The 26,081-nt window shown below is 72.8% G+C and carries 19 protein-coding genes; 3 read left to right on the top strand and 16 right to left on the bottom strand.

Annotated features, from left to right (window positions below):
* Positions 1–3: 3 nt before the first annotated feature.
* A complete protein-coding gene (locus ABT026_RS04235; RefSeq protein ID WP_351111973.1) occupies positions 4–591 on the bottom strand; it encodes a TetR/AcrR family transcriptional regulator in 588 nt (195 codons plus the stop codon).
* A 95-nt stretch (positions 592–686) separates the two neighbouring features.
* Here ABT026_RS04235 and ABT026_RS04230 point away from each other — a divergent pair, with 95 nt between their 5' ends.
* Positions 687–2,207: an MFS transporter gene (locus ABT026_RS04230; RefSeq protein WP_351111971.1), complete on the top strand. Its 1,521-nt coding sequence runs from the start codon at positions 687–689 to the stop codon at positions 2,205–2,207.
* 135 nt (positions 2,208–2,342) lie between these two features.
* Here ABT026_RS04230 and serA read toward each other — a convergent pair whose 3' ends face one another.
* The 6 genes from serA to ABT026_RS04200 form a co-directional block, all read right to left on the bottom strand.
* A complete protein-coding gene (gene serA / locus ABT026_RS04225; RefSeq protein WP_351111969.1) occupies positions 2,343–3,932 on the bottom strand; it encodes a phosphoglycerate dehydrogenase in 1,590 nt (529 codons plus the stop codon).
* A 226-nt stretch (positions 3,933–4,158) separates the two neighbouring features.
* Complete coding sequence (ilvC, locus tag ABT026_RS04220; protein ID WP_351111967.1) at positions 4,159–5,157, bottom strand: ketol-acid reductoisomerase; 999 nt, start codon at positions 5,155–5,157, stop codon at positions 4,159–4,161.
* A 117-nt stretch (positions 5,158–5,274) separates the two neighbouring features.
* A complete protein-coding gene (gene ilvN, locus ABT026_RS04215) occupies positions 5,275–5,799 on the bottom strand; it encodes an acetolactate synthase small subunit (protein WP_108954261.1) in 525 nt (174 codons plus the stop codon).
* 20 nt (positions 5,800–5,819) lie between these two features.
* Positions 5,820–7,670, bottom strand: coding sequence for an acetolactate synthase large subunit (locus ABT026_RS04210; RefSeq protein ID WP_351111964.1), 1,851 nt, complete (start codon positions 7,668–7,670; stop codon positions 5,820–5,822).
* 243 nt (positions 7,671–7,913) lie between these two features.
* Positions 7,914–11,114, bottom strand: a complete 3,201-nt coding sequence (locus ABT026_RS04205; protein WP_502967896.1) for a putative bifunctional diguanylate cyclase/phosphodiesterase — start codon at positions 11,112–11,114, stop codon at positions 7,914–7,916.
* 372 nt (positions 11,115–11,486) lie between these two features.
* Entirely contained in the window at positions 11,487–12,428 is a 942-nt protein-coding gene (locus ABT026_RS04200; RefSeq protein WP_351111962.1) for a 2-hydroxyacid dehydrogenase, read from the bottom strand.
* Positions 12,429–12,525: 97 nt separating this feature from the next.
* Between ABT026_RS04200 and ABT026_RS04195 the strand changes: the two genes are divergently transcribed.
* Both ABT026_RS04195 and ABT026_RS04190 read left to right on the top strand, forming a co-directional pair.
* Positions 12,526–13,524, top strand: a complete 999-nt coding sequence (locus ABT026_RS04195) for an aldo/keto reductase (RefSeq protein WP_351111960.1) — start codon at positions 12,526–12,528, stop codon at positions 13,522–13,524.
* 225 nt (positions 13,525–13,749) lie between these two features.
* Entirely contained in the window at positions 13,750–14,916 is a 1,167-nt protein-coding gene (locus tag ABT026_RS04190) for a PQQ-dependent sugar dehydrogenase (RefSeq protein WP_351111958.1), read from the top strand.
* A gap of 134 nt (positions 14,917–15,050) precedes the next feature.
* On the opposite strand, the gene gatB is transcribed toward ABT026_RS04190, so the two are convergent.
* The 9 genes from gatB to ABT026_RS04145 all read right to left on the bottom strand — a co-directional run bounded on the left by gatB (position 15,051) and on the right by ABT026_RS04145 (position 26,064).
* Complete coding sequence (gene gatB, locus ABT026_RS04185) at positions 15,051–16,565, bottom strand: Asp-tRNA(Asn)/Glu-tRNA(Gln) amidotransferase subunit GatB (protein ID WP_351111956.1); 1,515 nt, start codon at positions 16,563–16,565, stop codon at positions 15,051–15,053.
* Positions 16,566–16,580: 15 nt separating this feature from the next.
* Positions 16,581–16,820 carry a hypothetical protein gene (locus ABT026_RS04180; RefSeq protein ID WP_351111954.1) on the bottom strand — a complete coding sequence of 80 codons (240 nt, stop codon included), beginning with the start codon at positions 16,818–16,820 and terminating at the stop codon, positions 16,581–16,583.
* Positions 16,817–18,310, bottom strand: a complete 1,494-nt coding sequence (gene gatA / locus ABT026_RS04175; protein WP_351111952.1) for an Asp-tRNA(Asn)/Glu-tRNA(Gln) amidotransferase subunit GatA — start codon at positions 18,308–18,310, stop codon at positions 16,817–16,819. The genes ABT026_RS04180 and gatA overlap by 4 nt, the downstream gene beginning before the upstream one ends.
* Before the next feature lie 2 nt (positions 18,311–18,312).
* The gene (gatC, locus tag ABT026_RS04170) at positions 18,313–18,612 is read right to left on the bottom strand and encodes an Asp-tRNA(Asn)/Glu-tRNA(Gln) amidotransferase subunit GatC (RefSeq protein WP_108954271.1); all 300 of its coding nucleotides are present in this window, start codon (positions 18,610–18,612) and stop codon (positions 18,313–18,315) included.
* A 112-nt stretch (positions 18,613–18,724) separates the two neighbouring features.
* Positions 18,725–21,004 (bottom strand): putative bifunctional diguanylate cyclase/phosphodiesterase, encoded by a 2,280-nt coding sequence (locus tag ABT026_RS04165; RefSeq protein ID WP_351111950.1) that lies wholly within the window; start codon positions 21,002–21,004, stop codon positions 18,725–18,727.
* A gap of 342 nt (positions 21,005–21,346) precedes the next feature.
* Positions 21,347–23,623, bottom strand: coding sequence for an NAD-dependent DNA ligase LigA (gene ligA / locus ABT026_RS04160; RefSeq protein WP_502967895.1), 2,277 nt, complete (start codon positions 23,621–23,623; stop codon positions 21,347–21,349).
* Positions 23,624–23,637: 14 nt separating this feature from the next.
* Positions 23,638–24,642 (bottom strand): methionine synthase, encoded by a 1,005-nt coding sequence (locus tag ABT026_RS04155; RefSeq protein WP_351111948.1) that lies wholly within the window; start codon positions 24,640–24,642, stop codon positions 23,638–23,640.
* Between the two features lie 166 nt (positions 24,643–24,808).
* Complete coding sequence (locus ABT026_RS04150) at positions 24,809–25,498, bottom strand: SDR family oxidoreductase (RefSeq protein WP_351111946.1); 690 nt, start codon at positions 25,496–25,498, stop codon at positions 24,809–24,811.
* A 26-nt stretch (positions 25,499–25,524) separates the two neighbouring features.
* Positions 25,525–26,064, bottom strand: a complete 540-nt coding sequence (locus tag ABT026_RS04145) for an LOG family protein (protein ID WP_351111944.1) — start codon at positions 26,062–26,064, stop codon at positions 25,525–25,527.
* Positions 26,065–26,081 lie beyond the last annotated feature (17 nt).

Raw genomic sequence — 26,081 nt, 5'->3', positions numbered from 1 at the left:
CGGTCAGCGCTCCTGTGCGGGCGGGCCGCCGACCAGCCGGAACAGGCCGTCCGTGAGCTGATCGCCGGTCGGGGCGAGGGCGGGGTCCAGCGAGTGCTGGGCGATCATGCCCGCGAGCAGCACCATGATCAGGCTTCCGACGGTGTCGGTCGTCTCATCGTCGAGGCTCTCCTCCGGAAGCCCCAGCAGCAGCGCGGCGAGGCCGCGGCCGCCCTCCCGCTGGGCAGCGACCAGGTTGCGGGTGATCTCCGGGAACCGGTCCCCCATGGTGATGACCTCGATGCTGAGGTGCCAGACCGCGTCGGGCCGGTCGAACGACTCGACGACCGTCGTCAGCACCTTCCGGATCCGCTCCGGCGAGCCCGGAGCCGTCCCGGCCGCGGCGGCCTCCCAGTCGAAGTGCTCGGCCTGTTCCTCCATCAGCCCCACGTACGCCTGGGCGAGCAGGGCGTCCTTGGACCCGTAGTGGTAGCCGATCGACGCCAGGTTGGCCCCCGACTCCCGCACGATGTCGCGCGCGGTGGTCCGGGCGAAACCCTTCTCCCGCAGACAGCGCTTGGCGCCGTCGAGCAGATCCTCACGATGACCCATGTGCCCACCTTATCCGTCCCTGTACAGGCGTCCCTGACGCCTGTCTTATACAGGCGTCATAGACAAGCGTATAAGACGCGTGTACCGTCACTGCCATGACGACGACAACGCCTTCTCCGGCCCGGGCCGGACGCCGTGAGTGGACCGCGCTGGCGGTCCTGATGCTGCCGCTGCTGCTGGTCTCGATGGACGTCTCGGTCCTGTTCTTCGCGATCCCCGCGATCAACGCGGACCTCGCGCCCACCGGCACCGAGCAGCTCTGGATCTTCGACATCTACGCCTTCGTCCTGGCCGGCCTGCTGATGACCATGGGCTCGCTCGGCGACCGCATCGGCCGCCGGAGGCTGCTGCTGTTCGGGGCGGCGGCGTTCGGCGCGGCCTCGCTGGTCGCCGCCTACGCCGACAGCGCGCAGACGCTGATCGCCGCGCGCGCCGTCCTCGGCATCGGCGGGGCCACCCTGATGCCGTCCACCATGGCGCTGCTGCGCACGATGTTCACCGACCCGGGCCAGCGCGCCCAGGCGATCGGTGTGTGGAGCGCGGTGATGACCGGCGGCGTCGCGCTCGGCTCGGTGATGAGCGGCCTGCTGGTGGAGTTCTTCTGGTGGGGCTCGGTGTTCCTGGTCAACCTGCCCGCCATGGCGCTGCTGCTGGTCCTCGGTCCGGTGGTGCTGCCGGAGTCCAAGGACCCCACGCCGGGCCGGTTCGACCTGCTGAGCGTGCCGCTCTCGCTGGCGGCGGTACTGCCGCTCATCCACGGCGTCAAGGAGTTCGCCTCCCACGACTGGGAGCCCGAGCAGGGCGCGTTCCTCGGGGCCGGACTGCTGTTCGGGGCGCTCTTCGTGTGGCGTCAGAGGAGGGCGGCCTCCCCGATGATCCCGCGCGGCCTGTTCCGCTCGCGCGGCTTCGGCCCGGCGGTGGCGCTCAACGCCGTCTCCGCGCTGGGCATGATGGGCTCCTCCTTCTTCACCACGCAGTACCTGCAGTCGGTGCTGGGCATGAGCGCCCTGGAGGCCGCCCTGTGGTCGCTGGCGCCCTCCCTGCCGATCGGCGCCGCCGCGCCGGCCGCCGCCGCGGCGGTCCAGAAGGGCGTGCCCCGGGTCCACGTGGTCACCGCCGGATTCGCCGTCGCCGCCGCCGGTTACGCGCTGTTCGCCGCCCCCGGGACCGACTCGCTGGTGCTGATCCTGGTCGCCGCGGGGGTGCTGGCCTGCGGCATCGTCCTGGTCATGTCGCAGATGACGGACCTGGCGCTGGGCGCCGCGCCGGTGGACAAGGCGGGCACCGCCTCCTCCGTGCTGGAGACGGGCGCGGAGTTCGGTGGCGCGCTGGGCATGGCCGTGCTGGGGTCCGTGGGCACCGCCGTGTACCGGGACGCCATGCCGGCCTCGGCCCCGGGGACGGCACGGGAGACCCTCGGCGGCGCGCTGGCCACCGCCGCCGAACTGCCCGGCCGGGCGGGCGAGGCGCTGGCCCAGGCGGCGCGGGCGGCGTTCACCGACAGCATGCACGTGGCGGGCCTGACCGGTGCGGCGCTGCTCACCGTGGCCGCGGTGGCGGCCGCGCTCACCCTCCGCGGGATCCGGCCGGCCGCCGACTGCGGCGACCGCGACTGAGCGGCCGGCCGGGAACAGGCCGGAGCGGGAACGGGCAGGAAGGGGACGTCACCGGTCTTCCGGGAAACGGGGAAGGACCCGTCCACCGCTTCACGCGGCGGGCGGGTCCTTCCCCGTGCCCCGAGGGGCGGTCGCTCAGGTGAGGTTGATGGCCCGGGCGGAGGTCGCGCCGATCTCCTCGGCCAGCTCCGACAGCACCGCCGCCGGCACCGTGTCGTCGACTGTCAGCACCGCGAGCGCCTCGCCGCCGGCCGCCGCACGGGCGACCTGCATGCCGGCGATGTTGACGCCGGACTCGCCGAGCACCCGGCCGACCGTGCCGACCACGCCGGGACGGTCCGCGTAGCGCAGCACCACCATGTGGTCGGTGAGCGCCAGGTCCACGTCGAACTCGCCGACGGCGACCAGCTTCTGGTGGTGCTTCGGCCCGGCCAGCGTGCCGGAGACCGACACCTCGGCGCCGTTGCCCAGGGTGCCGCGGACGGTGACCACGTTCCGGAAGTCCGGGGACTCGGAGCTGGTGGTCAGCCGCACCTCGACGCCGCGCTCCTGCGCGAACAGCGGGGCGTTGACGTAGGAGACGGTGTCCTCGACGACGTCCTCGAACACGCCCTTGAGCGCCGAGAGTTCCAGCACCTTGACGTCGTGCTGGGTGATCTCGCCGTACACCTCGACGTCGAGCCGCACCGCGACCTCACCGGCCAGCGCCGTGAAGATGCGGCCCAGCCGCTCGGCCAGCGGCAGACCCGGCTTGACGTCCTCGGCGATCACGCCGCCCTGGACGTTGACCGCGTCCGGCACCAGCTCGCCGGCGAGCGCCAGACGCACCGAGCGGGCGACGGCGATGCCGGCCTTCTCCTGCGCCTCGTCCGTGGACGCGCCGAGGTGCGGGGTGGAGACGACCTGGTCGAACTCGAAGAGCGGGGAGTCCGTGCAGGGCTCCTTCGCGTAGACGTCGAGGCCGGCGCCGGCCACCCGGCCCTCCTTGAGCGCCGAGTACAGCGCCTCCTCGTCGACGATGCCGCCGCGCGCGGCGTTGACGATGCGCACGGTCGGCTTGACCTTGCGCAGCGCCTCGTCGCCGATCAGGCCGAGCGTCTCGGGGGTCTTGGGGAGGTGGACGGTGATGAAGTCGGAGACCTCGAGCAGCTCGTCCAGCGTCAGCACCTTGACGCCCATCTGCGCGGCCCGGGCGGGCTGCACGTACGGGTCGTAGGCGACGACCTTCATGCCGAAGGCCGACATCCGCTGGGCGACCAGGGCGCCGATGCGGCCGAGGCCCACCACACCGAGGGTCTTCTCCGCCAGCTCGACGCCGGTGTACTTGTTCCGCTTCCACTCGCCGTTCTTGAGCGCGGCGTTGGCCTGCGGGATGTTGCGGGCCGTGGCGAGGAGCAGGCCGCAGGCCAGCTCGGCCGCGGTCACGATGTTCGAGGTGGGTGCGTTGACGACCATCACGCCGGCCTTGGTGGCGGCGGAGACGTCGACGTTGTCGAGGCCGACGCCCGCGCGGGCGACGACCTTCAGGCGGGACGCGGCGGCGATGGCCTCGGCGTCGACCTTGGTGGCCGAGCGGATCAGGATCGCGTCGACGTCGGCGATGGCCGGGAGCAGTTCGCTCCGGTCGGCTCCGTTGCAGTGCCGGATCTCGAAGTCCGGACCGAGCGCGTCGACAGTGGCGGGCGACAGCTCTTCAGCGATGAGTACGACAGGTTTCGAGCTCACGTGAGTCCTCAATTGCGTTGCGGACGGCCGTCCCGACGGCCGCAGGCGTGGAGGGGTGCTAGCCGCGTGGAAGACGCACGACGCTGTGGGCCTGACGCGTATGCAGTGCAGTGTAGTGGGGCCCCGGTCGTCGTCCCGCGCCCCTGCGGAAGGATCACCCGTCCGTGCGGTTTCCGCACGGACGGGAGAACGGGGCCGGAGCGGTGCTCCGGCCCCGCCGGGCGGCTCAGGCCTCCTCGTCCACCCAGCTCATGAGCTTGCGCAGCTCCTTGCCGGTGGTCTCCAGCAGGTGCTGGGAGTCCTGGTCCTTGTACTCGTTGTACTTCTTCAGACCGCCGTGGTACTCGTCCATCCACTGCTGCGCGAAGGTGCCGTCCTGGATCTCGGCGAGGACCTTCTTCATCTCGGCCTTGGTGGCGTCGGTGATGATCCGCGGGCCGGTGACGTAGTCGCCCCACTCGGCGGTCTCGGAGACCGACCAGCGCATCTTCTCCAGGCCGCCCTCGTACATGAGGTCGACGATCAGCTTCAGCTCGTGGAGGCACTCGAAGTAGGCGATCTCCGGCTGGTAGCCCGCCTCGGTGAGGGTCTCGAAGCCCGCCTTGACCAGCGCCGCGGTGCCGCCGCAGAGCACGGCCTGCTCGCCGAACAGGTCGGTCTCGGTCTCCTCGGTGAAGGTCGTCTTGATGACGCCGGCGCGGGTGCCGCCGATCGCCTTGGCGTACGACAGGGCCAGCGCGAAGGCGTTGCCGCTGGCGTCCTGCTCGACGGCCGCGATGCAGGGGACGCCGCGGCCCTCCTCGTACTGACGGCGCACCAGGTGGCCCGGGCCCTTGGGGGCGACCATGCAGATGTCGACGCCGGCCGGGGCCTTGATGAAGCCGAACCGGATGTTGAAGCCGTGGCCGAAGAACAGCGCGTCGCCGTCCTTCAGGTTGTCCTTGATGGACTCCTCGTAGACCTGCGACTGGATCGGGTCCGGGACCAGGATCATCACGACGTCGGCCTCGGCCGCGGCCTCGGCCGGGGTGACCACGCGCAGGCCCTGCTCCTCGGCCTTCGCCTTGGACCTGGAGCCCTCGTGCAGACCGACGCGGACGTCGACACCCGAGTCACGCAGCGACAGGGCGTGGGCGTGGCCCTGGCTGCCGTAGCCGATGACCGCGACCTTGCGGCCCTGGATGATGGACAGGTCGGCATCGGCGTCGTAGAACAGCTCGGCCACTTCGGTTCACTCCTAGTTGTGTCACAGGTGCTGCGCCCAGCGTATGACCGGGCGGCGGAAGAGGGCTGACGGTCTCGCCATGCGGGCGAGCCGGTGGTTCCTGAGGTGCGGAGCAGGTCAGGAGGCGCGCTCGACGGCGCGCAGCGAGCGGTCGGTGATCGACCGCGCGCCACGCCCTATGGCGATCGTCCCGGACTGCACCAGCTCCTTGATGCCGTAGGGCTCCAGCATCCGGAGCATGGCCTCGAGCTTGTCGCTGCCGCCGGTCGCCTCGATGGTGACGGCCTCCGGGGAGACGTCCACCGTCTTGGCGCGGAACAGGTCGACGATCTGGGTGATCTGCGAACGGGTCTCGTTGTCCGCGCGCACCTTGACCAGGACCAGCTGGCGCCGGACCGACTGGACCGGGTCCAGCTCGACGATCTTCAGGACGTTGACCAGCTTGTTGAGCTGCTTGGTGACCTGCTCGAGCGGCAGGTCCTCGACGCCGACCACGATGGTGATGCGGGAGATGTCGGGGTGCTCGGTGACGCCCACGGCGAGCGAGTCGATGTTGAACCCGCGGCGGGAGAAGAGCGCGGCGATCCGCGCCAGGATGCCCGGGGTGTTCTGCACCAGGACGGAGAGCGTGTGCTTCGACATGTCAGGTGTTCCTCGTCCCATCACTCTTCGTTGTCGCCGAAGTCGGGGCGGACGTCCCGTGCGGCCATGATCTCGTCGTTGGAGGTGCCGGCCGCGACCATCGGCCAGACCATCGCGTCCTCGTGGACGATGAAGTCCACGACGACGGGGCGGTCGTTGATGGAGTTGGCCTCCTCGATGACCTTGTCGAGGTCCTCGGGCGACTCGCAGCGGATGGCGTAGCAGCCCATCGCCTCGGACAGCTTGACGAAGTCGGGGACGCGGGTGCCGGCGCTCGGGCCCTTCTGGTCGGCACCGGGGCCGGAGTGCAGCACGGTGTTGGAGTAGCGCTGGTTGTAGAAGAGCGTCTGCCACTGGCGGACCATCCCCAGGGCGCCGTTGTTGATGACGGCGACCTTGATCGGGATGTCGTTCAGGGCGCAGGTGGTGAGCTCCTGGTTGGTCATCTGGAAACAGCCGTCGCCGTCGATCGCCCAGACCGCGCGCTCCGGCCGGCCGGCCTTGGCGCCCATCGCGGCGGGGACCGCGTAGCCCATGGTCCCGGCGCCGCCGGAGTTCAGCCAGGTGGCCGGGCTATCGTGCTGCAGGAAGTGGGCCGCCCACATCTGGTGCTGGCCGACGCCCGCGGTGAAGATCGTGCCCTCGGGGGCGAGCTGCCCGATCCGCTCGATGACCTGCTGCGGGGAGAGCGAGCCGTCGGAGGGCAGCTCGTAGCCCAGCGGGTAGTTCTCCCGCCACCGGTCCAGGTCGACCCACCAGGCGCCCAGGTCGGCGCGGTGCCCCTCGGAGTGCTCCTTCTGCACGGCCTGGACCAGGTCGGCGATCACCTCGCGGGCGTCGCCGACGATCGGGACGTCCGCCTCGCGGTTCTTGCCGATCTCCGCCGGGTCGATGTCCGCGTGGACGATCTTCGCGTGCGGGGCGAAGCTGTCCAGCTTGCCGGTGACGCGGTCGTCGAAGCGGGCGCCGAGGGCGACGATCAGGTCGGCCTTCTGGAGGGCGGTGACCGCGGCGACCGAGCCGTGCATGCCCGGCATGCCCAGGTGCTGCGGGTGGCTGTCGGGGAACGCGCCCAGCGCCATCAGCGTGGTGGTGACCGGCGCCGCGGTCAGCTCCGCGAGCACCTTCAGCTCGGCGGTGGCGCCGGCCTTGAGGACGCCGCCGCCGACGTAGAGCACGGGACGCTTCGCCGAGGTGATCAGCCGGGCGGCCTCGCGGATCTGCTTGGCGTGCGGCTTGGTCACCGGACGGTAGCCCGGCAGGTCGACGGCCGGGGGCCAGGAGAAGGTGGTCTTCGTCTGGAGGATGTCCTTCGGGATGTCGACCAGGACCGGGCCGGGGCGGCCGGTGGAGGCGATGTGGAAGGCCTCGGCGATGACCCGGGGGATCTCCTCGGCGCGGGTGACCAGGAAGCTGTGCTTGGTGATCGGCATGGTGATGCCGACGATGTCCGCCTCCTGGAAGGCGTCCGTCCCGATCGCCGCGGACACGACCTGCCCGGTGATCGCGACCAGCGGCACCGAGTCCATGTTGGCGTCGGCGATCGGGGTGACCAGGTTGGTGGCGCCCGGTCCCGAGGTGGCCATGCAGACGCCGACCTTGCCGGTGGCCTGCGCGTAACCGGTGGCCGCGTGGCCGGCGCCCTGCTCGTGCCGGACCAGGACGTGGCGCACCCGGGTGGAGTCCATCATCGGGTCGTACGCCGGAAGGATCGTGCCGCCGGGAATGCCGAAGACCGTGTCGACCCCTACCTCCTCGAGCGAGCGGATGAGCGACTGGGCGCCCGTGACGTGCTCGGTCGGCGACTGCTGGAGTCCTCCGTTGCGGGGCCGCGGCTGCGGATGGTGGGCCCCGGTGGCCTGCTCGGTCATCGGCATTCTCTTCTCGATGCGAGGTGGTGTGTGCGAGCTTTTCGCGAGTTCTGTTCTCTGGGCGCGTCGCCCCCGTGCAACAAAAAACCCCTCGTGCCGTGAGGCAAGCGAGGGGAGCGCGTCGGGCGGTAGGGCGCTGGATCTCCGGTTCTCCTCCGGAGGTCCAGCTCAGCCGACGCGCTGTCCAAGTACGAGAATTCGGGTGCGCATGACCTTGACCCTCCCCCCGACGCCTGTCGGGTGTCAAGTGGGTGGGACGACGGTCTCACTATGTGGCCGAAGACCGCCGTACTGCCAGCCTCCGTACGGCACTCCCCCGGCCCGTGCGGGAGGCAGCGGAGGGCGGTTGCCGGGGCCGCCGCCCGGACCGGCCGTGGACGGCGCCGTACGGCCCGCGGAGGAGGCGCGGTGCGCCCCCGGGCCGCCGGGCCTGCCGCTGCCGCCCGCGCCGTGCCGGACGACGTCGGGCGGGACCGGACAGCGCCCCTCGGTGAGCGCCCGGCGGATGCGGTACTCGTCCAGCGGCGCGGAGAAGGCGCCGCCCATGCCGTGGGTGCAGCCCATGGCCCGCAGCACGCTCACCTGGTCGGGCAGGTCCACACCGTCGGCCACCGTCTGCATCCCGAGATCGGCGGCGATCCTCAGCAGACCACTGGTGATCTTGTAGAGGCGGGCCGACTCCACCACGCCCTCGACCATGCTCCGGTCGAGCTTGACGACCTCCACCGGCAGCCGCCGCAGCGCCGTGACGCCGCCGAAGCCCACGCCGAAGCCGTCCAGGGCGAAGCGGACGCCGAGGCGGCGCAGCACCTTCAGGCGGCTCTCCAGCTCGTCCAGGTCGGTGCCGGGTCCGAGCTGGGTGAGCTCGATCATCAGGGACCCGGGCGCGAGCCCGTGCCGGGTCAGCAGCTCCTCTATGGAGGTGAGCGTCTGCGACCGGTCCAGCAGGCGCCGGGCCGCCATGCGGACCGAGACCGGCACGCGCAGGCCGGCGCGGGACCGGTCGGCGGCCTGGACGACGGCCTCCTCCAGCATCCAGCGGCCGAGCGCCGCCGTCCGGTCGCCCTCCTCGGCGACCCGCAGGAACTCCGCGGGGGTGAAGAGCGAGCCCTGCCCCGACCGCCAGCGGGCCTGCGCCGACAGGGCCGTGATCCGGCCGTCGGACAGCGCGACCACCGGCTGGTGGAGGAGCGCGAACTCCTTGCGGTGCAGAGCGGTGCGCAGACGGGCGGCGACCTCGGCCCGGCGCACCACGTCCTGCTGCATCTGGGGCGCGTACAGCTCGACCCGGTCCTTGCCGGCCGCCTTGGCCCGGTACATCGCCAGGTCCGCGTTGCGCAGGAGCTCGCCCGCGCCGAGACCCGGCTCCGCGAAGGCGACGCCGATGGAGGCGGCCACCCGGACGTCGTTGCCCTCGATGTCGTACGGCTGGGAGAGCCGGAGCCTCAGCCGGTCGGCCAGCTCCACGATGTGCCGTTCGCGGGCGGCCCGCTCGCTGACGCCGTCGCCGATGATCAGCGCGGCGAACTCGTCGCCGCCGAGCCGGGCGGCGGTGTCGCCCTTGCGGACGGCCTCGTGCAGCCGGCGGGCCGCCTGGATCAGGAGCTCGTCCCCGGCCTGGTGGCCGATGGTGTCGTTGACCGCCTTGAAGCCGTCCAGGTCGATGAAGAGCACCGCGGTGCCCTGGTCGGAGGTCCGGCGGCCGGCGAGCGCCTGCCCGACGCGCCGGGTGAACAGGGCCCGGTTGGGCAGGTCGGTGAGCGGGTCGTGCTCCGCGTTGTGCTGCAACTGGGCCTGGAGGCGGACGCGTTCGGTGACGTCCCGGCTGTTGAGGATGAGGCCGCCCTGGTGCCGGTTGACCGTCGACTCGACGTTGAGCCAGCCTCCGCCGCCGGACCGGAAGCGGTATTCGATCCGGGTGGTGGGGTCGTCGGGCGGGCCGGCGGCCAGGAAGCGGCGCAGTTCGTGCAGGACGCCCGGCAGGTCCTCGGGGTGGATCAGCGCGGCCAGCTCACGGCCGACCAGCTCCTGCGGACGGAGGCCGTAGACGCCCTGGGAGGCGTCGCTGACGTACTTCAGGCGACCGGTGGGGGCCGCGATCATGATGACGTCGCTGGAGCCCTGCACCAGGGACCGGAAGTGGTTCTCCTTCTCGGCCAGCTTCTGGGTGAGCGCCATGTTGTCCATCAGCATGATGCCCTGCCGGACGAGCAGCGCCAGGACCACGGCGCCCGCGGTGAGCAGCACGACCTGGTCCACGCTGCGGCCGGCCAGGACGTTGTAGAGGATGCCCAGGGTGCAGACGGCGGCGGCCAGGTAGGGCAGCAGCGCGGCCAGCGATCCCGCTATGGGCCGCGTCGGCTCGTAGTAGCCCGCCTCCACACCCGGCGCCGGGGGACCCGGGATGGAGGGGCAGGGGCCGGCGGGGGCCGCCGCGGGCCCGGCCGTGGGCCCCGGGGCGGCGGACTCGCCCGGTGGTTCCGCCCCGGCCGCGCGGCGCCTCGGCGACGGCGCCGGCCCGGGCCCCCAGGTGCGGCCGCCCCGGCGCGGCCGGTCGCCACCGCGGCCGTCCTGCTCGCGCGAGGAGGCGGCGGCCCAGGGGGCGTAGGCGAGCAGCAGCGAGCCGGCGAACCAGCCGGCGTCGAGCAACTGTCCGGAGCGGTAGCTCTGGTGGAGCAGGGGCGAGGTGAACAGGGCGTCGCAGACCACGGTCAGCGCGAGGGCGCCGACCGCGGTGTTGACGGCGACGCGGTTGGCCGCGGTGCGCCGGAAGTGCAGCGCGAGGACCACGCTCACCAGCGCGATGTCCAGTATCGGATAAGCCAGTTGGAAGGCGGCGTGCGCGACACCCTGGTCGGCCGCGCCGGCCTTGCGGCTCAGGGCCAGGCTCCAGGAGAGCGTCAGCAACGAGCCGCCGATCAGCCAGGCGTCGAGCACCAGACAGACCCAGCCCGCCCTGGTCAGCGGGCGCCGCGCCAGCATCAGCAGGCCGAGGATGGCGGGCGGGGCGAAGCACAGGAAGAAGAGGTCGGCGAGGCTGGGCCGCGGCATCTCCGCCTCGAGCACGACCTCGTACCAGCCCCAGACGAGGTTGCCCAGGCTGGCCATGGCCGAGGAGAGGGCGAACAGCAGCCACGCCGGGCGGACTTCGTCGCCCTGGCGGCGGGAGTAGAGGAAACAGGAGACGGCCGCGGCCGCGCCGGCGGCGCTCAACCCGAAGTCCCCCATCACCAGGGCCGCGCGGGGCGAGCCCCAGCCCGTCGCGGAGCCCAGTGCGTAGCCCGCGCACACGACGGCGAGGAGGAGCAGCGGCGCCAGCGCCGCTGCCCGGCGCAGCCCGGTCTCCGTCCGGGACGGGACGGACGCGGCCGACGGCAGGCGCGGCTCCTGGGCCGCACACCCTCCGCCGTCGAGCACGGGCGGGGAGAGGGACGGGGAGCTCACCGGGGCCTCCCGCAGGCGCCGGGGCGGCGGGCGGCACTCGATCGGCGACGGAAGGCCCGGGCGTGCGCCGTCGCGCACCTGGGTCCCCGACGGCGGCCCAGCGGCGCCGAGTTGCGGGTCGCGGCGCGGCAGGCCGCGGCATGATGGGTCCGTGGTCCGGTCGCTCGGCCGTACATCGCCCGTCGCCCCCCTCGCAGTTCGGTCCAGAACCTCTCCGGCGCCCCGGTGCGCGGCGCAGCCCCCGAGTGACGATACACCAGCATCGTCACTCAGGGACATACTTCATCTACTCTCCGTGATGACGTACGGAAGTTCGGAACGTTCCGCATCCACGGGACAGCGGAGAGTACCCGAACTGGACCGGACCATGCGTCAGGGACCGGTCGTCAGCATCACATTGCGCAGGGGGCGTCCGTCGGCGAACCGTGACAACTGGTCCACCAGCAGCCTCTTGGCCCTCGGGGCGAACGCACTGGTGGGGCCGCCGACGTGAGGGCTGATCAGAACTCCGGGCGCGGTCCACAGAGGGTGGCCGGGCGGCAGCGGCTCGGGGTCCGTGACGTCCAGGGCGGCCCGGAGCCGGCCGGTCCGCACCTCCGCGAGCAGGGCCTCCGTGTCCACCACCGGACCGCGCGAGACGTTCACCAGCAGGGCCCCGTCCTTCATCCCGGCCAGGAACTTCGCGTCCACCATGCCCCGGGTGGCCTCGGTGAGCGGGGTGAGCAGTACCACCACGTCCGCCTCCGGCAGGAGCCCCGGGAGCTCGGAGAGCGGATGCACCGGGCCGCGCGCCGTGGCGCGGGCGGAGCGCGCGACGCGCACCACCCGCGCGACCTCGAAGGGCACGAGCCGGTCCTCGACCGCCGAGCCGATGGCTCCGTAGCCGACGATCAGCACGGTCCGGTCGGCGAGCGCGGGCCGGAAACCGCCCAGCCACTCCCCCCGTTCCTGGGCGCGCGCGAAGTCGGGGATGCCGCGCAGCTGGGCGAGGACCAGGGCCAGGGTGAGTTCCGCGGTGCTGGCGTCGTGGACGCCGCGGGCGTTGCAGACCTGGACGCCGCCGGGCAGCGAGGCGAGTCCCGCCTCGATGTGGTCGATGCCGGCCGACAACGTCTGCACCACCTTCAGCGAGGTCATCTCCGGCATCGGGCGGACGGCCACGGAACCGGGCCTGAGGTACGGCACGACATAGAGGACACAGGCGGCGGGGTCGGCGGGGTACGCGTCCTGGCCGTCCCAGAACCGGGGGACGAGGCCCTCCGGCAGTCCTTCCAGTTCGTCCTCGCGGTAGGGCAGCCACACTTCAGCAGTCATGCCCCGAGGCTAGGTGAGTGACGCCGGACGGCAGACGTTAGGTTGGGATCCCGCGTGCGGTGGCGGGCAGGGCAGGCCTAGGGAGGGTCGCGGGCAGGTGGAGCGCAGGAGGATGGGCTCGACGACGCTCGAGGTCGGCGCCGTCGGGCTGGGGTGCATGCCGATGAGCTGGGCGTACAGCACCTCGCGGCAGCGCGGCGGGGAGTCGCTGCGCGCCGTGCACCGGGCCCTGGACCTGGGCGGCGGAGCCACCCTCCTCGACACGGCCGACATGTACGGGCCGTTCACCAACGAGCTGTTGCTGGGCCGCGTGCTCAAGGAGCGCCGCTCCGAGGCGTTCGTCTCCACCAAGGTGGGGCTGCTGGTCGGCGAGGGGCATCTGGTCGCCAACGGCCGCCCGGGTTACGTGAGGCGGGCCTGCGACGCCTCGCTGCGACGGCTGCAGACCGACGTGATCGACCTCTACCAGCTGCACCGCGCGGATCCCGAGGTCCCGGTCGAGGAGACCTGGGGGGCCATGGCCGAGCTGGTGCGCGAGGGAAAGGTCCGCTCGCTCGGGCTGTGCGCGGTGGGCGGCGCCCGCTCCGGGCGGCGGCCGGGGGCGAGACCCTACCGGGGGACGCTGGAGCAGCTGAGCCGGCTTCAGCGGGTGTTCCCGGTGACCGCGGTCGAGGCGGAGCTGTCCGTCTGGTCGCGGGAGGCGCTGGAGACCCTGCTGCCCTGGTGCACGGGGCACGGGGTCGCGTTCCTGGCGGCGACGCCGCTGGGCAGCGGTTACCTCACCGGCACGCTCACCCCGGGCGAGGGCTTCGAGCGGGACGACGCGCGGGCCCGCCACCCGAGGTTCACCGCGGAGATGATGGCCGCCAACCAGCCGATCGTCGCCGGGCTGCGCCGGGTCGCCGCGCGGCACGGGGAGGACGTGACCCCGGCGCAGGTGGCCCTGGCGTGGGTGCTCGCGCAGGGGCCGCACGTGGTGGCCGTACCGGGCACCAAGCAGGAGCGCTGGGCCGGGCAGAACGCCGCCGCGGCCGCGCTGCGGCTCACCGCCGAGGACCTCGCGGAGCTGCGGGACCTGCCGGCGGCGCTGGACTGAACGCGCGCGGTCGGCGCGGAGCATCCGGCGCGGTCGGCGCGGGGCATCCGGTGTGGTCGGCACGCAGCATCCGGCGCGGTCGGCGTGAAGGACCCGGGCGCGGCCCGCGCGGCCCGCGCGGTGCGGGAACTTTCGGCGGCCGTCCGGTGTAGGACAGGGTGGGCCCGAAACCCGTGCGGTACCGCTCGGCCCCGCCGTGCCCGACCCGACCGAAGGGACCTCCTCGTGCGACGTCCAACTGCCGCGGCCGCCGCCCTGGCCACGTCCGCGCTCCTGCTGACGGCCGGCTGCTCCTCCGGTGACGGGGGCGGGAACGGACCCGCTTCCCCCCGGTCCAGGAGCAGCGCGGCGGCGGCCCCCTCGCCGTCGGCGAGCCCGGGCCCGAGGACGCCTCCGGCCAAGGGGTCGGTGCAGGTGGTGCGGACGGTCGCCACCGGGCTGAAGTCGCCCTGGGGTGTGGCGGCGCTGGGCGACGAGGCACTGCTGGTCGCCTCCCGCGACGAGGGCACGATCACCCGGATCGACACCGGGAACGGGAAGAAGACCGAGGTCGGTGAGGTCCCTGGGGTGTCCCCCGAGGGCGAGGGCGGGCTGCTCGGGCTGGCGCTGTCCCCGGATTTCTCCTCCGACCACTATCTCTACGCCTACTTCACCTCGGCCTCCGACAACCGGATCGTGCGGATGCTCTACCGCCCGGACCGGCCGGCGGGAGAGCAACTCGGCGAGCCGGACACGGTGTTCCGGGGCATCCCCAAGGCCTTCGTGCACAACGGCGGACGCATCGCCTTCGGGCCCGACAAGCTGCTGTACGTCGGCACCGGCGAGGCGGGCGACCGGCCGCTGGCACAGGACCGGGAGTCGCTCGGTGGCAAGATCCTCCGGCTGACCCCGGAGGGCGAGCCCGCGCCGGGCAACCCCTTCCCGGACTCCCCCGTCTTCTCGTGGGGTCACCGCAACGTGCAGGGTCTGGCCTTCGACGGCAAGCAGCGCCTGTTCGCGGCGGAGTTCGGGCAGGACACCTGGGACGAGGTGAACCAGATCGTGCCGGGCGGCAACTACGGCTGGCCCGAGCAGGAGGGCAAGGGCGGCGGCCCGGAGTTCCGCGACCCGCTCGCCCAGTGGAGGACCGAGGACGCCTCCCCCAGCGGCCTGGCCTACGCCGAGGGTTCGCTGTGGCTGGCCGGGCTGCGGGGCGAGCGGTTGTGGCGGATCCCGCTGGACGGCACCAAGGCGTCGGCGAAGCCGCAGGCCTTCCTGGAGGGGAAGTACGGCCGTCTGCGGACGGTGCTCGCGGCGGGCGGGGACCGGCTGTGGCTGGTCACCTCCAACACCGACACCCGCGGCGAGCCGCGCAAGGGCGACGACCGTGTCCTGGAGCTCCGGGTCACCTGACGGTCCGCGAGCGGGGGGCAGGGGACCCGCGCCCGCACGGCGGCCGCCGGAAGCGACGCGCGGCCGCCGGACGCGACGGCGCCCCGGGCCGGAGGGCTCGGGGCGCCGTCGCGTCACGCGGGCGGTCGAAGGCGTCAGCCCTCGGTGACGCCGAGCTTCTCGAGGATGAGCTCCTTGACGCGGGCCGCGTCGGCCTGGCCGCGGGTGGCCTTCATGACCGCGCCGACCAGCGCGCCGGCCGCCGCCACCTTGCCGCCGCGGATCTTGTCCGCGACGCCCGGGTTGCCGGCGATCGCCTCGTCCACGGCCGCGCCGAGCGCGCCCTCGTCGGACACGACCTTCAGGCCGCGCTTCTCCACGACCTCGTCCGGCGCGCCCTCGCCGGCCAGCACGCCTTCGATGACCTGGCGGGCCAGCTTGTCGTTGAGCTCGCCCTTGGCGACCAGCTCGGACACCCGCGCCACCTGGGCGGGGGTGATCGCCAGCTGCTCGGGCGCGACACCCGCCTCGTTGGCGCTGCGGGCCAGCTCGCCCATCCACCACTTGCGGGCGGAGGCCGCGTCGGCGCCGGCGTCGATGGTCTCGACGATCAGGTCCAGCGCGCCGGCGTTGAGGATGGCCTGCATGTCGGTGGCCGACACGCCCCACTCCTCGCGCAGCCGGTTGCGGCGGGCCAGCGGCATCTCCGGCAGCTGGGCCCTGATCTCCTCGACCCACTCGCGGGACGGGGCGACCGGGACCAGGTCCGGCTCGGGGAAGTAGCGGTAGTCCTCCGCCTCCTCCTTCACGCGGCCCGAGGTCGTCGACCCGGTGTCCTCGTGGAAGTGGCGGGTCTCCTGCACGATGGTGCCGCCCGAGGACAGCACCGCCGCGTGGCGCTGGATCTCGAAGCGGGCGGCGCGCTCCACCGAGCGCAGCGAGTTGACGTTCTTGGTCTCGCTGCGGGTGCCGAACTTCTCCCGGCCGTGCGGTCGCAGCGACAGGTTGACGTCGCAGCGCATCTGGCCCTTGTCCATCCGGGCCTCGGACACCCCGAGGGCACGGATGAGTTCGCGCAGCTCGCGCACGTACGCCCGGGCGACCTCGGGCGCGCGCTCACCGGCGCCCTCGATGGGCTTGGTGACGATCTCGATCAGCGGGATGCCGGCGCGGTTGTAGTCCAGCAGCGAGTGGGAGGCGCCGTGGATGCGGCCGGTGGCACCGCCGACGTGCGTCGACTTGCCGGTGTCCTCCTCCATGTGGGCGCGCTCGATCTTGACGCGGAAGGTCTCCCCGTCCTCCAGCTGCACGTCGAGGTAGCCGTCGAAGGCGATCGGCTCGTCGTACTGGGAGGTCTGGAAGTTCTTCGGCATGTCCGGATAGAAGTAGTTCTTCCGGGCGAAGCGGCACCACTCGGCGATCTCGCAGTTCAGCGCGAGACCGATCCTGATCGCCGACTCCACGCCGGTCGCGTTGACGACCGGGAGGGCGCCGGGCATGCCGAGGCAGATCGGGCAGGTCTGGGTGTTCGGCTCCGCGCCCAGCGCGGTCGAACAGCCGCAGAACATCTTGGTGTTGGTGCCGAGTTCGACATGGACCTCGAGGCCCATGACGGGGTCGTAGGACGCCAGCGCGTCCTCGTACGACACCAGGTCGGTCGTGGTGGTCACGGTGTAACTTCCCTCTCAGCCCAGCAGGACGTCGTCGTCGCCCAGCTGCTTCAGGTCGCGCAGCAGCAGGGCGATGCCGGTCACGATGGCGACGCCGGAGACGGCGGCGTCCAGCAGCCGCAGCGAGTCGCTCTCCTGACGGGCCCTGCGGATCTGCTTGACGACCGTCACGGCACCGAAGGCGGTGGTGGCGATGGACAGGTACGTCCCGTTGCGGGACTTCTTGAAGCCCTTGGCCTTCTTCAGCGAGTTCACAGCGACGGAGCCTCCTCGATGAGCGGGTGTCCCCACTTTTCCACGAAGGCGGCCTCGACGGCCGCTCCGACCTTGTAGAGACGGTCGTCCTGCATCGCCGGGGCGATGATCTGCAGACCGACCGGGAGGTTGTCCTCCGGGGCGAGTCCGCAGGGCAGCGACATGGCCGCGTTGCCCGCCAGGTTGGTGGGGATGGTGCACAGGTCGGCGAGGTACATCGCCATCGGGTCGTCGGCGCGCTCGCCGATCGGGAAGGCGGTGGTCGGCGTGGTCGGCGAGACGATCACGTCGACCTGCTCGAAGGCCTTCTCGAAGTCGCGCGTGATCAGCGTGCGGACCTTCTGCGCGCTGCCGTAGTAGGCGTCGTAGTAGCCCGAGCTGAGTGCGTAGGTGCCGAGCATGATGCGGCGCTTGACCTCGTCGCCGAAGCCGGCCTCGCGGGTGAGCGAGGTGACCGTCTCCGCCGAGTTGCCGCCGTCGTCGCCGACCCGCAGGCCGTAGCGCAGGCCGTCGAAGCGGGCCAGGTTGGACGAGCACTCGGAGGGCGCGATCAGGTAGTACGCGGAGAGACCGAGGTCGAACGACGGGCAGTCCAGCTCGACGATCTCGGCGCCGAGCGACTTCAGCAGCTCGACCGACTCCTCGAACCGCTGCACCACGCCGGCCTGGTAGCCCTCGCCGCGGAACTGCTTGACCACGCCGACGCGCATGCCGGCGACCGAGCCGTTGCGGGCGGCCTCGACGACCGGCGGGACCGGGGCGTCGATGGAGGTGGAGTCCATCGGGTCGTGGCCGGCGATCGCCTCGTGCAGCAGGGCCGCGTCGAGGACGGTGCGGGCGCAGGGGCCGCCCTGGTCCAGGGAGGACGAGAACGCCACCATGCCGTAGCGGGAGACCGCGCCGTAGGTCGGCTTGACGCCGACCGTGCCGGTGACGGCGGCCGGCTGGCGGATGGAGCCGCCGGTGTCGGTGCCGATGGCCAGCGGGGCCATGTACGCGGCCAGCGCGGCGGAGGAGCCGCCGCCGGAGCCGCCGGGGATCCGGGTCAGGTCCCAGGGGTTGCCGGTCGGGCCGTAGGCGCTGTTCTCGGTGGAGGAGCCCATCGCGAACTCGTCCATGTTGGTCTTGCCGAGGATGACGACGTCGGCCGCCTTCAGGCGCTTGACCAGCGTGGCGTCGTACGGCGGGATCCAGCCCTCGAGGATCTTGGAGCCGACCGTGGTCGGGATGCCCTCGGTGGTGAAGATGTCCTTGAGCGCCAGCGGCACGCCGGCCAGCGGGCCGAGCTTCTCGCCGCGCTCGCGCTTGGCGTCGACCGCGCGGGCCTGCGCGAGCGCGCCCTCGCGATCGATGTGCAGGAAGGCGTGGACCTTCTCGTCGACGGCCTCGATGCGGGCCAGGTGGGCCTCGGTCACCTCGACGGCCGTGAGCTCGCCGGAGGCGATCTTCTCGGCGGTCTCGGCCGCGGTGAGCTTGATGATGTCGGTCATGACTACTGCTCCTCACCCAGGATCTGCGGCACCTTGAAACGCTGCTGCTCCTGGGCAGGGGCGCCGGAGAGCGCCTGCTCGGGGGTGAGCGAGGGACGGACCTCGTCCGCGCGCATGACGTTGGTCAGCGGGAGCGGGTGGGAGGTCGGGGGCACGTCTTGGTCGGCGACCTCGCTGACGCGGGCGACCGCGCCGATGATGTCGTCGAGCTGGCCTGCGAAGTGGTCGAGCTCTTCGGGCTTCAGCTCCAGACGCGCCAGCCGGGCGAGGTGGGCGACCTCCTCGCGCGTGATGCCAGGCATGCAGCGATCCTCTGGGGGTGAGAGTTCTGTGGTGTGGACCCCAATCCTATGGCTCACGGCCACGTGACCACGCACCGGTTTCCCCCAGGGAGCCGTTTCGGGGCCGCCCGCCTCAGCCCCGGCCCGGGTCGAGGGCGGCCGGGGAGCGCCGGACGCCCCGGGCCTTGAGCCACGCGGTGGTCTCGTCGGGCGGCAGCGCCGCGGAGACGAGCCAGCCCTGGACCGCGTCGCAGCCCAGGTCCCGCAGGCGTTCCCAGGTCTCGTCGTCCTCCACGCCCTCGGCGACGACCAGCAGGTCCAGCGAGTGGGCCAGGTCGACCGTGCAGCGCACGATCTCGGCGTCCTGGGAGTCCACGGCCAGCCTGGCGACGAAGGAACGGTCGATCTTCAGTTCGCTGACCGGCAGCCGCCGCAGGTGGACCAGGGAGGAGTAGCCGGTGCCGAAGTCGTCCAGCGACAGCTTGACGCCGTGGCCGCTGAGCGCCGCCAGCGTGTCCGCGGCCCGCTGCGGGTCCTCCAGCAGCACGTGCTCGGTGATCTCCAGCTGGAGGGCGCCCGTCGGAACGCCGTGCCGGGCCAGCCGCGCGGCCACGGACCCGGCGAACCCGGGGGTGTGGACGTCGCGCGGCGAGACGTTGACGGCCACCGGGACCATCAGGCCCTGCGCGCGCCACCGGGCGACCTGGGCGAGGGCGGTCTCCAGCACGTACTCGGTGAGGTGCGGCATCAGCCCGGAGGACTCGGCGATGGCGATGAACTCGTCGGGCGGCACCTTGCCCCGGTCGGGGTGCACCCAGCGCACCAGCGCCTCGAGGCCGGCGACCTGGCCGTCGAAGCGCACCTTGGGCTGGTAGTGGAGTTCGACCTCGTGGGCGTCGAGCGCCCTGCGCAGGTCGCCCAGCAGCCCGAGGCGGTCGGGGGTGTTGGAGTCCCGCTTGGACTCGTAGGCCTCCACGCCGGTGCGGTCGCGCTTGGCCTGGTACATCGCGACGTCGGCCCGGCGCAGCAGCCCCTCGGCGTCCGGCGCGTGGTCGGGGAAGAGCGCCACGCCGGCGCTGGCCTCCAGGACCAGGGTGAGCCCGTCCAGGTCGAGCGGGGAGCCCAGTTCGGCGACCAGGGCGCGGGCGGCCCGGGTGGCCGAGGTGGTGGAGTCGGTGAGCGGCAGCAGGACGGCGAACTCGTCGCCGCCGAGCCGGGCGGCCTCGGCCCCGTCGGGCAGGGCGCGGCGCAGGCGGTCGGCCGTCTGCACCAGCAGGCGGTCGCCCGCCATGTGGCCGAGCGTGTCGTTGACCGAGCGGAAGCGGTCCAGGTCGATGAGGACCAGGGCGGTCCGGGCGTCCATCCGTTCGGCGTCGTCGATGGCGCTCCAGGTGCGCTCCAGCAGCCACTGACGGTTGGGCAGGCCGGTGAGCGGGTCGCGCAGCTGTTCCTCGGCGCGGGCCCGGGCCATCCACAGGGTGCGGTCCAGGGCGATCAGCGGGATGGCGAAGAGCGGCAGCAGCATCGGCTGCACGGAGGCCACCACGCACATCAGCGGGGCGATGCCGAACAGCGCGGCGGCGAGCAGCCCCTGCCGGGTGACGTCGGTGCGGGTGAGGACGGGGAGGCTGTCGCCGCAGGGCGCCTGGAGGTACCAGAGCAGGACGCGGGTGACGGCGAGGTAGGCGACGGCGACCGCGGCGACCTCGGGGGCGACGGACCCGGTCCAGTACTGCGCCTGCCAGGGGGCCTCGACGGAGGGGAACCTGCCGAACAGGGCGAGCACCAGCGCCCCCACGGCGATGCCGAGGATGTCGACGGCGCCGCACAGCAGGTTCTGGCGTCTGCTGCGTCTGCGGGCCATTCCGGAGAAGACGACCACGGTGAGGCTGACCAGGCCGGCCGGCACCCAGCCGTACAGCAGCAGGACGGCGAGGGTGAGGGCGGCGCCGGCTCCGGTGCCACCCCACCAGCGGGTCCGGCCGAGCAGCACCAGATGGCCGACGATCACGCCGGTGAGCAGGGCCAGCGCCCAGCCGACGGCGCCGGGCGGGAAGAGGGCGTGCGGGCCGGAGAAGGCGCGGTAGAAGCCGGCCCCCAGCACGAAGCCGGCGGCGGCGACCACCACGACGGGCAGTACGGGCCAGGCGGGCGGTTGCCGGTCGCCGTCCTCGCCGAGGTCCCGGCGCACGGTGGACGCGGGGCGGACGAGGGGGGCGGACGCGAGGGTGGCGGGCCCGGTGCCGGCCCACTGCCCGCCGAACGGCGCGGGGGCCGGGCGAACCGGACGGAGGGCGGGCGCGTCGGGACGGCCGGCGGTGGCGGGGGCGAGCCGGGAGAACACCCGCCGCAGGGCGCCCGTCACACGTGCGCGCAGCCCAGGGCCCGACGCGGCGTTCTCGGTCGGTTCCATACCCCGTCCCTCTCCCGGCCGACGGCGCCACGCCGCACGGCCGGTGCGCGACCTCGCGGCCGCGCGTGTCCGAACCCTCTGCTCCGCGGCGGTTCCCGCAGCGGTGGGCGTGCCCCGACGCCCGGAGGCGGCCGGTGCACCGTCCCCACAGTAGGCGGCGGACGGCCTCCTGGGCACCGGTCACCGGCGGTTGCCCGCTTGCACCCGAACTGCCCGGAAGGCCCGTTCCCTGCCTGTTCGTCCGCTCTCCGCGAGGGGCGGAGCGGGGGGCGGCTGGGGCGGGAGCGGGGGGCGGCTGGGGCGGCGCGGGGGCGGCACCCGGTACCGCGCGCCCGAGCGCCGCTACTCCGCCTCCTCGGCGCCCCCTTCGGCCGCTGCGGGCTCCACGGCCCCCTCGGCGGGGAGTGCGGCCTCGTGGGCGGCGTCCGGGCCCCGCTCCAGCAGCACGGCGAACCCGTCCTCGTCGAGCACCGGCACCTTCAGCTGCATCGCCTTGTCGTACTTGGACCCGGGGTTGTCGCCGACCACCACGAAGGAGGTCTTCTTCGACACCGACCCGGTCACCTTGGCGCCCCGGCTCACCAGGGCCTCCTTGGCGCCGTCCCGGGTGTAGGCGGTGAGCGTTCCGGTGACCACGACGGTCAGCCCCTCCAGCGGGCGCGGGCCCTCGTCCTCGCCGGTGGCCTCGTCCTCCGTGCGGACGCCGGCCGCGCGCCACTTGCGGAGGATCTCCTGGTGCCAGTCCTCGGCGAACCACTCCTTGAGCGAGGCGGCGATGATCGGCCCGACGCCCTCGGTGGCGGCGAGTTCGGCCTCGCCGGCCGCCTCGATGCGCTCCAGCGAACGGAACTCACGGGCCAGCGCCTCGGCGGCGACCGGGCCGACGTGGCGGATGGAGAGGCTGGTGAGGACGCGGGCCAGCGGCCGCTCCTTGGCGGCGGCGATGTTCTCCAGCATGGCCACGGCGTTCTTCCGCGGCTCGCCCTCCTTGTTGGCGAAGGGCGTCGCGATCTTGTCTTCGCCGGTCTTCGGGTCCCGCTTCGGCAGTCCGCTGTCCTTGTCCAGGACGTACGCCTTGATGGGCAGCAGCTGCTCGATGGTGAGGTCGAAGAGGTCGCCCTCGTCGCGCAGCGGCGGCTCGGACGGCTCCAGCGGCCGGCTGAGCGCGGCGGCGGAGACGTAGCCGAAGTTCTCGATGTCCAGCGCCTTGCGGCCACCCAGGTAGAAGAGGCGCTCGCGGATCTGGGCGGGGCAGGCCCGGGCGTTGGGACACCGCAGGTCGATGTCGCCCTCCTTCATGGGCCGCAGCGCCGTGCCGCACTCGGGGCACTCGGCGGGCATCACGAACTCCCGCTCGCTGCCGTCCCGCAGGTCGGCGACCGGGCCGAGGATCTCCGGGATGACGTCGCCGGCCTTGCGCAGCACCACCGTGTCGCCGATGAGGACGCCCTTGGCCTTGACGACCTCCTGGTTGTGCAGGGTGGCGAACTCGACCTCGGAGCCGGCCACGGTGACCGGTTCCACCTGGGCGTACGGCGTCACGCGGCCGGTGCGGCCGACGCCCACACGGATGTTGACCAGCTTGGTGTTGACCTCCTCGGGGGCGTACTTCCAGGCGATCGCCCAGCGCGGCGCACGCGAGGTGGAGCCGAGGCGGCCCTGCAGCGGGATCTCGTCGAGCTTGACGACCACGCCGTCGATCTCGTGCTCCACGGAGTGGCGGTTCTCGCCGAAGTGGGCGATGAACGCGCGCACGCCGTCGAGGCCGTCGACCACCTTGTTGTGCCGGGCCGTCGGCAGCCCCCAGGAGCGCAGCAGCTCGTAGGCCTCGGAGAGCCGGGACATGCCCGAGCCGCGGTAGCCCTCCAGGGCGCCGATGCCGTGCACCACCATGTGCAGCGGGCGGGTGGCGGTCACCTTGGGGTCCTTCTGGCGCAGCGAACCGGCCGCCGCGTTGCGGGGGTTGGCGAAGGGCTTGTCGCCGGCCGCGACCAGGCGGGCGTTGAGCTCCTCGAACGCCTCCATCGGGAAGTAGACCTCGCCGCGGATCTCGACCAGGTCGGGGAGGTCCTCGCCGTGCAGCCGGTGCGGGATCTCGGCGATGGTGCGCACGTTGGGCGTGATGTCCTCGCCGGTGCGGCCGTCGCCGCGGGTGGCGGCGCGGGTGAGGCGGCCCCGCTCGTAGGTCAGGTTGACGGCGAGGCCGTCGACCTTGAGCTCGCAGAGGAAGTGGTGGGAGGAGGCGCCGATCTCCTTGGCCACGCGGTCGGCCCAGGCGGCGAGCTCCTCGGCGTCGAAGGCGTTGTCGAGCGAGAGCATCCGCTCTCGGTGCGTGACGGCGGTGAACTCCGTCTCGTACGCCCCGGCGACCTTCTGGGTCGGCGAGTCGGGCGTGCGCAGCTCGGGGAACTCCTCCTCCAGCGCCTCGAGCGAGCGCAGCAGCCGGTCGAACTCCGCGTCGCTGACGACGGGAGCGTCCTTCACGTAGTAACGGAAGCGGTGCTCCTCGATCTGCTCGGCCAGCTGCGCGTGCCGGTCCCGGGCCTCGCTGGGCACCGCACTCTCCGGCGTGCCGCCCGCCACGCCGTCCGCCGTGTTCGCCTGCTCGTCGCCGGCCACTGTCGGTCCTCCCGTCACTCAGGGTTGTCCGCGAGCGATATCGCCGCCCGGACACAATGCGCGAGCGCCTTGCGCGCGTACCCGGGGGTGGCCCCCGCGAGTCCGCACGCGGGCGTGATCGTGACCGCCTCCGGGAGCAGTCCCGGACGCAGTCCCAGCCTGCGCCACAGCGTCCTGACACCCATGACGCTACCCGCAGGGTCCGACAACGGGGCGTCGGTTCCCGGCACGACTCCGGCGAACAGCCGCATGCCGTCCTCCACCGCCTCGCCGATCGTGTCGTCGTCACGCTCGGTGAGGAGCGAGAAGTCGAAGGACACCGCGTCGACGCCGGAGCGGCGCAGCAGGGCGAACGGGACGTCGGGGGCGCAGGAGTGGACGACGACGGGGCCGTCGTGGACGCCGATCACCTCGCGCAGCCCGGCCTCCACCACCTGCCGGTCGACGGCGCGGTGGGTGCGGTAGCCGCTGGCGGTGCGCACCTGGCCGCGGAGCACGGCGGTCAGGGAGGGCTCGTCGAGCTGCAGCACGATCTCGGCGCCGGGGACGCGGCGGCGCAGTCCGGCGAGGTGGTCGCGCAGGCCTTCAGTGAGGGAGCCGGTCAGGTCGCGTGCGGCGCCCGGATCGGAGAGGACCGCCTCGCCGTTCCTGAGCTCCAGCGCGGCGGCGAGCGTCCACGGCCCGACGACCTGCACCTTCAACTGGCCCTGGTAGCCCTGGGTGTGCTCCTCGAGGGCGTCGAGGTCCTGCCGCAGCCAGGCGTGCGCGCGGCGGGTGTCGCGGCCGGGGCGGTCGCCGAGGCGCCAGCCGCTCGGTTCGACGCGGGCGTACATCTCGACCAGGAGGCCGGCGGTCCGGCCGATCATGTCGGCGCCCGGGCCGCGGGCGGGCAGCTCGGGGAGGAACGCGAACGTCTCGAAGGACCCGACGGCGGTCCTCGCGGCCTCCTGCGCGTCCTCGCCGGGGAGGGAGCCGACCCCGGTGGCGGCCCCGAAGGTGTACCTGCGCTTTTCGCTCACGTCGGAAGGGTACGGAAACGTGCGGGGCGGCGGTGCCAGGGGGCCACCGCCCCGCACGGCGCACGGGGCCGCAACCGCGCCGCGGACAGAGCTGCGACACTGCGGGCAATCGTGCCGCTGGGCGACCCTCACCCCCAAGCTCTCGGCTTCGTGCGGGTCGGCCGCGTCAGCGGCCCGGGCGGACGGTGAGGTCGTTGACCTCGGCGTCGCGGGGCAGGTCGAGGGCCATGAGGATGCTGGTGGCCACCGACTCGGGGTCGATCCAGCGGCTCTCGTCGTACTCCTTGCCCTCCTGCTGGTGGACCTTGGCCTGCATGGGCGTGGCGGTCCGGCCGGGGTAGACGGAGGTGACCCGCACGCCGTTGCCGTGCTCCTCCTGACGCAGGGAGTCGGCGAGCGCCTTCAGTCCGTGCTTGGAGGCGGCGTACGCGGCCCACTGGGCGTGGGCGGCGAGCCCGGCGCCGGAGTTGACGAAGACGACGTGACCCTTGGCGACCCGCAGCTGCGGCAGGAAGTGCCGGGTCAGCTCCGCGGGGGCGATCAGGTTGACGTTCAGCTGGTGCCGCCACGCCTTGGGCGTGAGGTCGCCGACCGGCCCGAGGTCGACCACGCCGGCGATGTGCAGCAGCGAGTCGATCCGCTCGGGCAGGGTCTGGTGGGAGAAGGCCCAGGACAGCTTGTCCGGGTCGTTCAGGTCGCCGACCAGGGTGCGCGCCCCGGGGAAGAGGGCCGCGAGTTCCTTGGCCCGGCCGGCGTCGCGGGCGTGCAGCACGAGCTCGTCGCCGCGCTCCAAGAGCCGGCGGGCGACGGCCGCGCCGATGCCGGAGCCGGCGCCGGTGATCACATGAGTTGCCATGCGCCCCATGCTCGCATCCGGCCTCGTCACACGTGCCCGAGGCTCTCCTCCAGGTAGGCCATCGCACCCAGCGGCTCCTCGGCGAAGAAAATCATCTCGGTGAGCGGCCGGAACAGGAAGCCCTCGGCCTCCATCCGCAGGAACTGCTGGTGCAGCCCGTCGTAGAAGCCCGCGGTGTTGAGCAGCACGATCGGCATCTCGGTGTGCCCGTGCTTCTTCAGCTCCATGATCTCGGTGGCCTCGTCCAGCGTGCCGGTGCCGCCCACCATGATCACGACGGCGTCGGCGCGCTCCAGCATCAGCCGCTTGCGCTCGGGCAGGTCCTTGGCGACGACCATGGTGTCCAGGCCCGGCCGCGCCTTGGCCGACAGGAAGTCGACGGAGACGCCGTACAGCCCGCCCCCGGCCTCCTCCACGCCGTCCGCGACCACCTTCATCAGACCGGAGTCGGACCCGCCCCACACCAGGGTGTGCCCGCCCCGTCCTATGAGCTCGGCGAACTCCCGGGCGGGCCGGGTGTACTTCTCGTCCAGGTCGGCGGCGGAGAGGAAGACGCAGATGTTCATGACGTTCACCGTACTCG

The organism is Streptomyces sp. NPDC002734, from assembly GCF_040295685.1.
Lineage (GTDB): Bacteria > Actinomycetota > Actinomycetes > Streptomycetales > Streptomycetaceae > Streptomyces.
This window is presented reverse-complemented; position numbering and strand designations above follow the sequence as displayed.

Coding starts and splice junctions, on each gene's coding strand:
- ABT026_RS04235 (WP_351111973.1), bottom strand. CDS start 591: ATGGGTCATCGTGAGGATCTGCTCGACGGCGCCAAGCGCTGTCTGCGG.
- ABT026_RS04230 (WP_351111971.1), top strand. CDS start 687: ATGACGACGACAACGCCTTCTCCGGCCCGGGCCGGACGCCGTGAGTGG.
- ilvN (WP_108954261.1), bottom strand. CDS start 5,799: ATGTCGAAGCACACGCTCTCCGTCCTGGTGCAGAACACCCCGGGCATC.
- ABT026_RS04210 (WP_351111964.1), bottom strand. CDS start 7,670: ATGACCGAGCAGGCCACCGGGGCCCACCATCCGCAGCCGCGGCCCCGC.
- ABT026_RS04200 (WP_351111962.1), bottom strand. CDS start 12,428: ATGACTGCTGAAGTGTGGCTGCCCTACCGCGAGGACGAACTGGAAGGA.
- gatA (WP_351111952.1), bottom strand. CDS start 18,310: ATGACCGACATCATCAAGCTCACCGCGGCCGAGACCGCCGAGAAGATC.
- gatC (WP_108954271.1), bottom strand. CDS start 18,612: ATGCCTGGCATCACGCGCGAGGAGGTCGCCCACCTCGCCCGGCTGGCG.
- ABT026_RS04165 (WP_351111950.1), bottom strand. CDS start 21,004: ATGGAACCGACCGAGAACGCCGCGTCGGGCCCTGGGCTGCGCGCACGT.
- ABT026_RS04150 (WP_351111946.1), bottom strand. CDS start 25,498: ATGGCAACTCATGTGATCACCGGCGCCGGCTCCGGCATCGGCGCGGCC.
- ABT026_RS04145 (WP_351111944.1), bottom strand. CDS start 26,064: ATGAACATCTGCGTCTTCCTCTCCGCCGCCGACCTGGACGAGAAGTAC.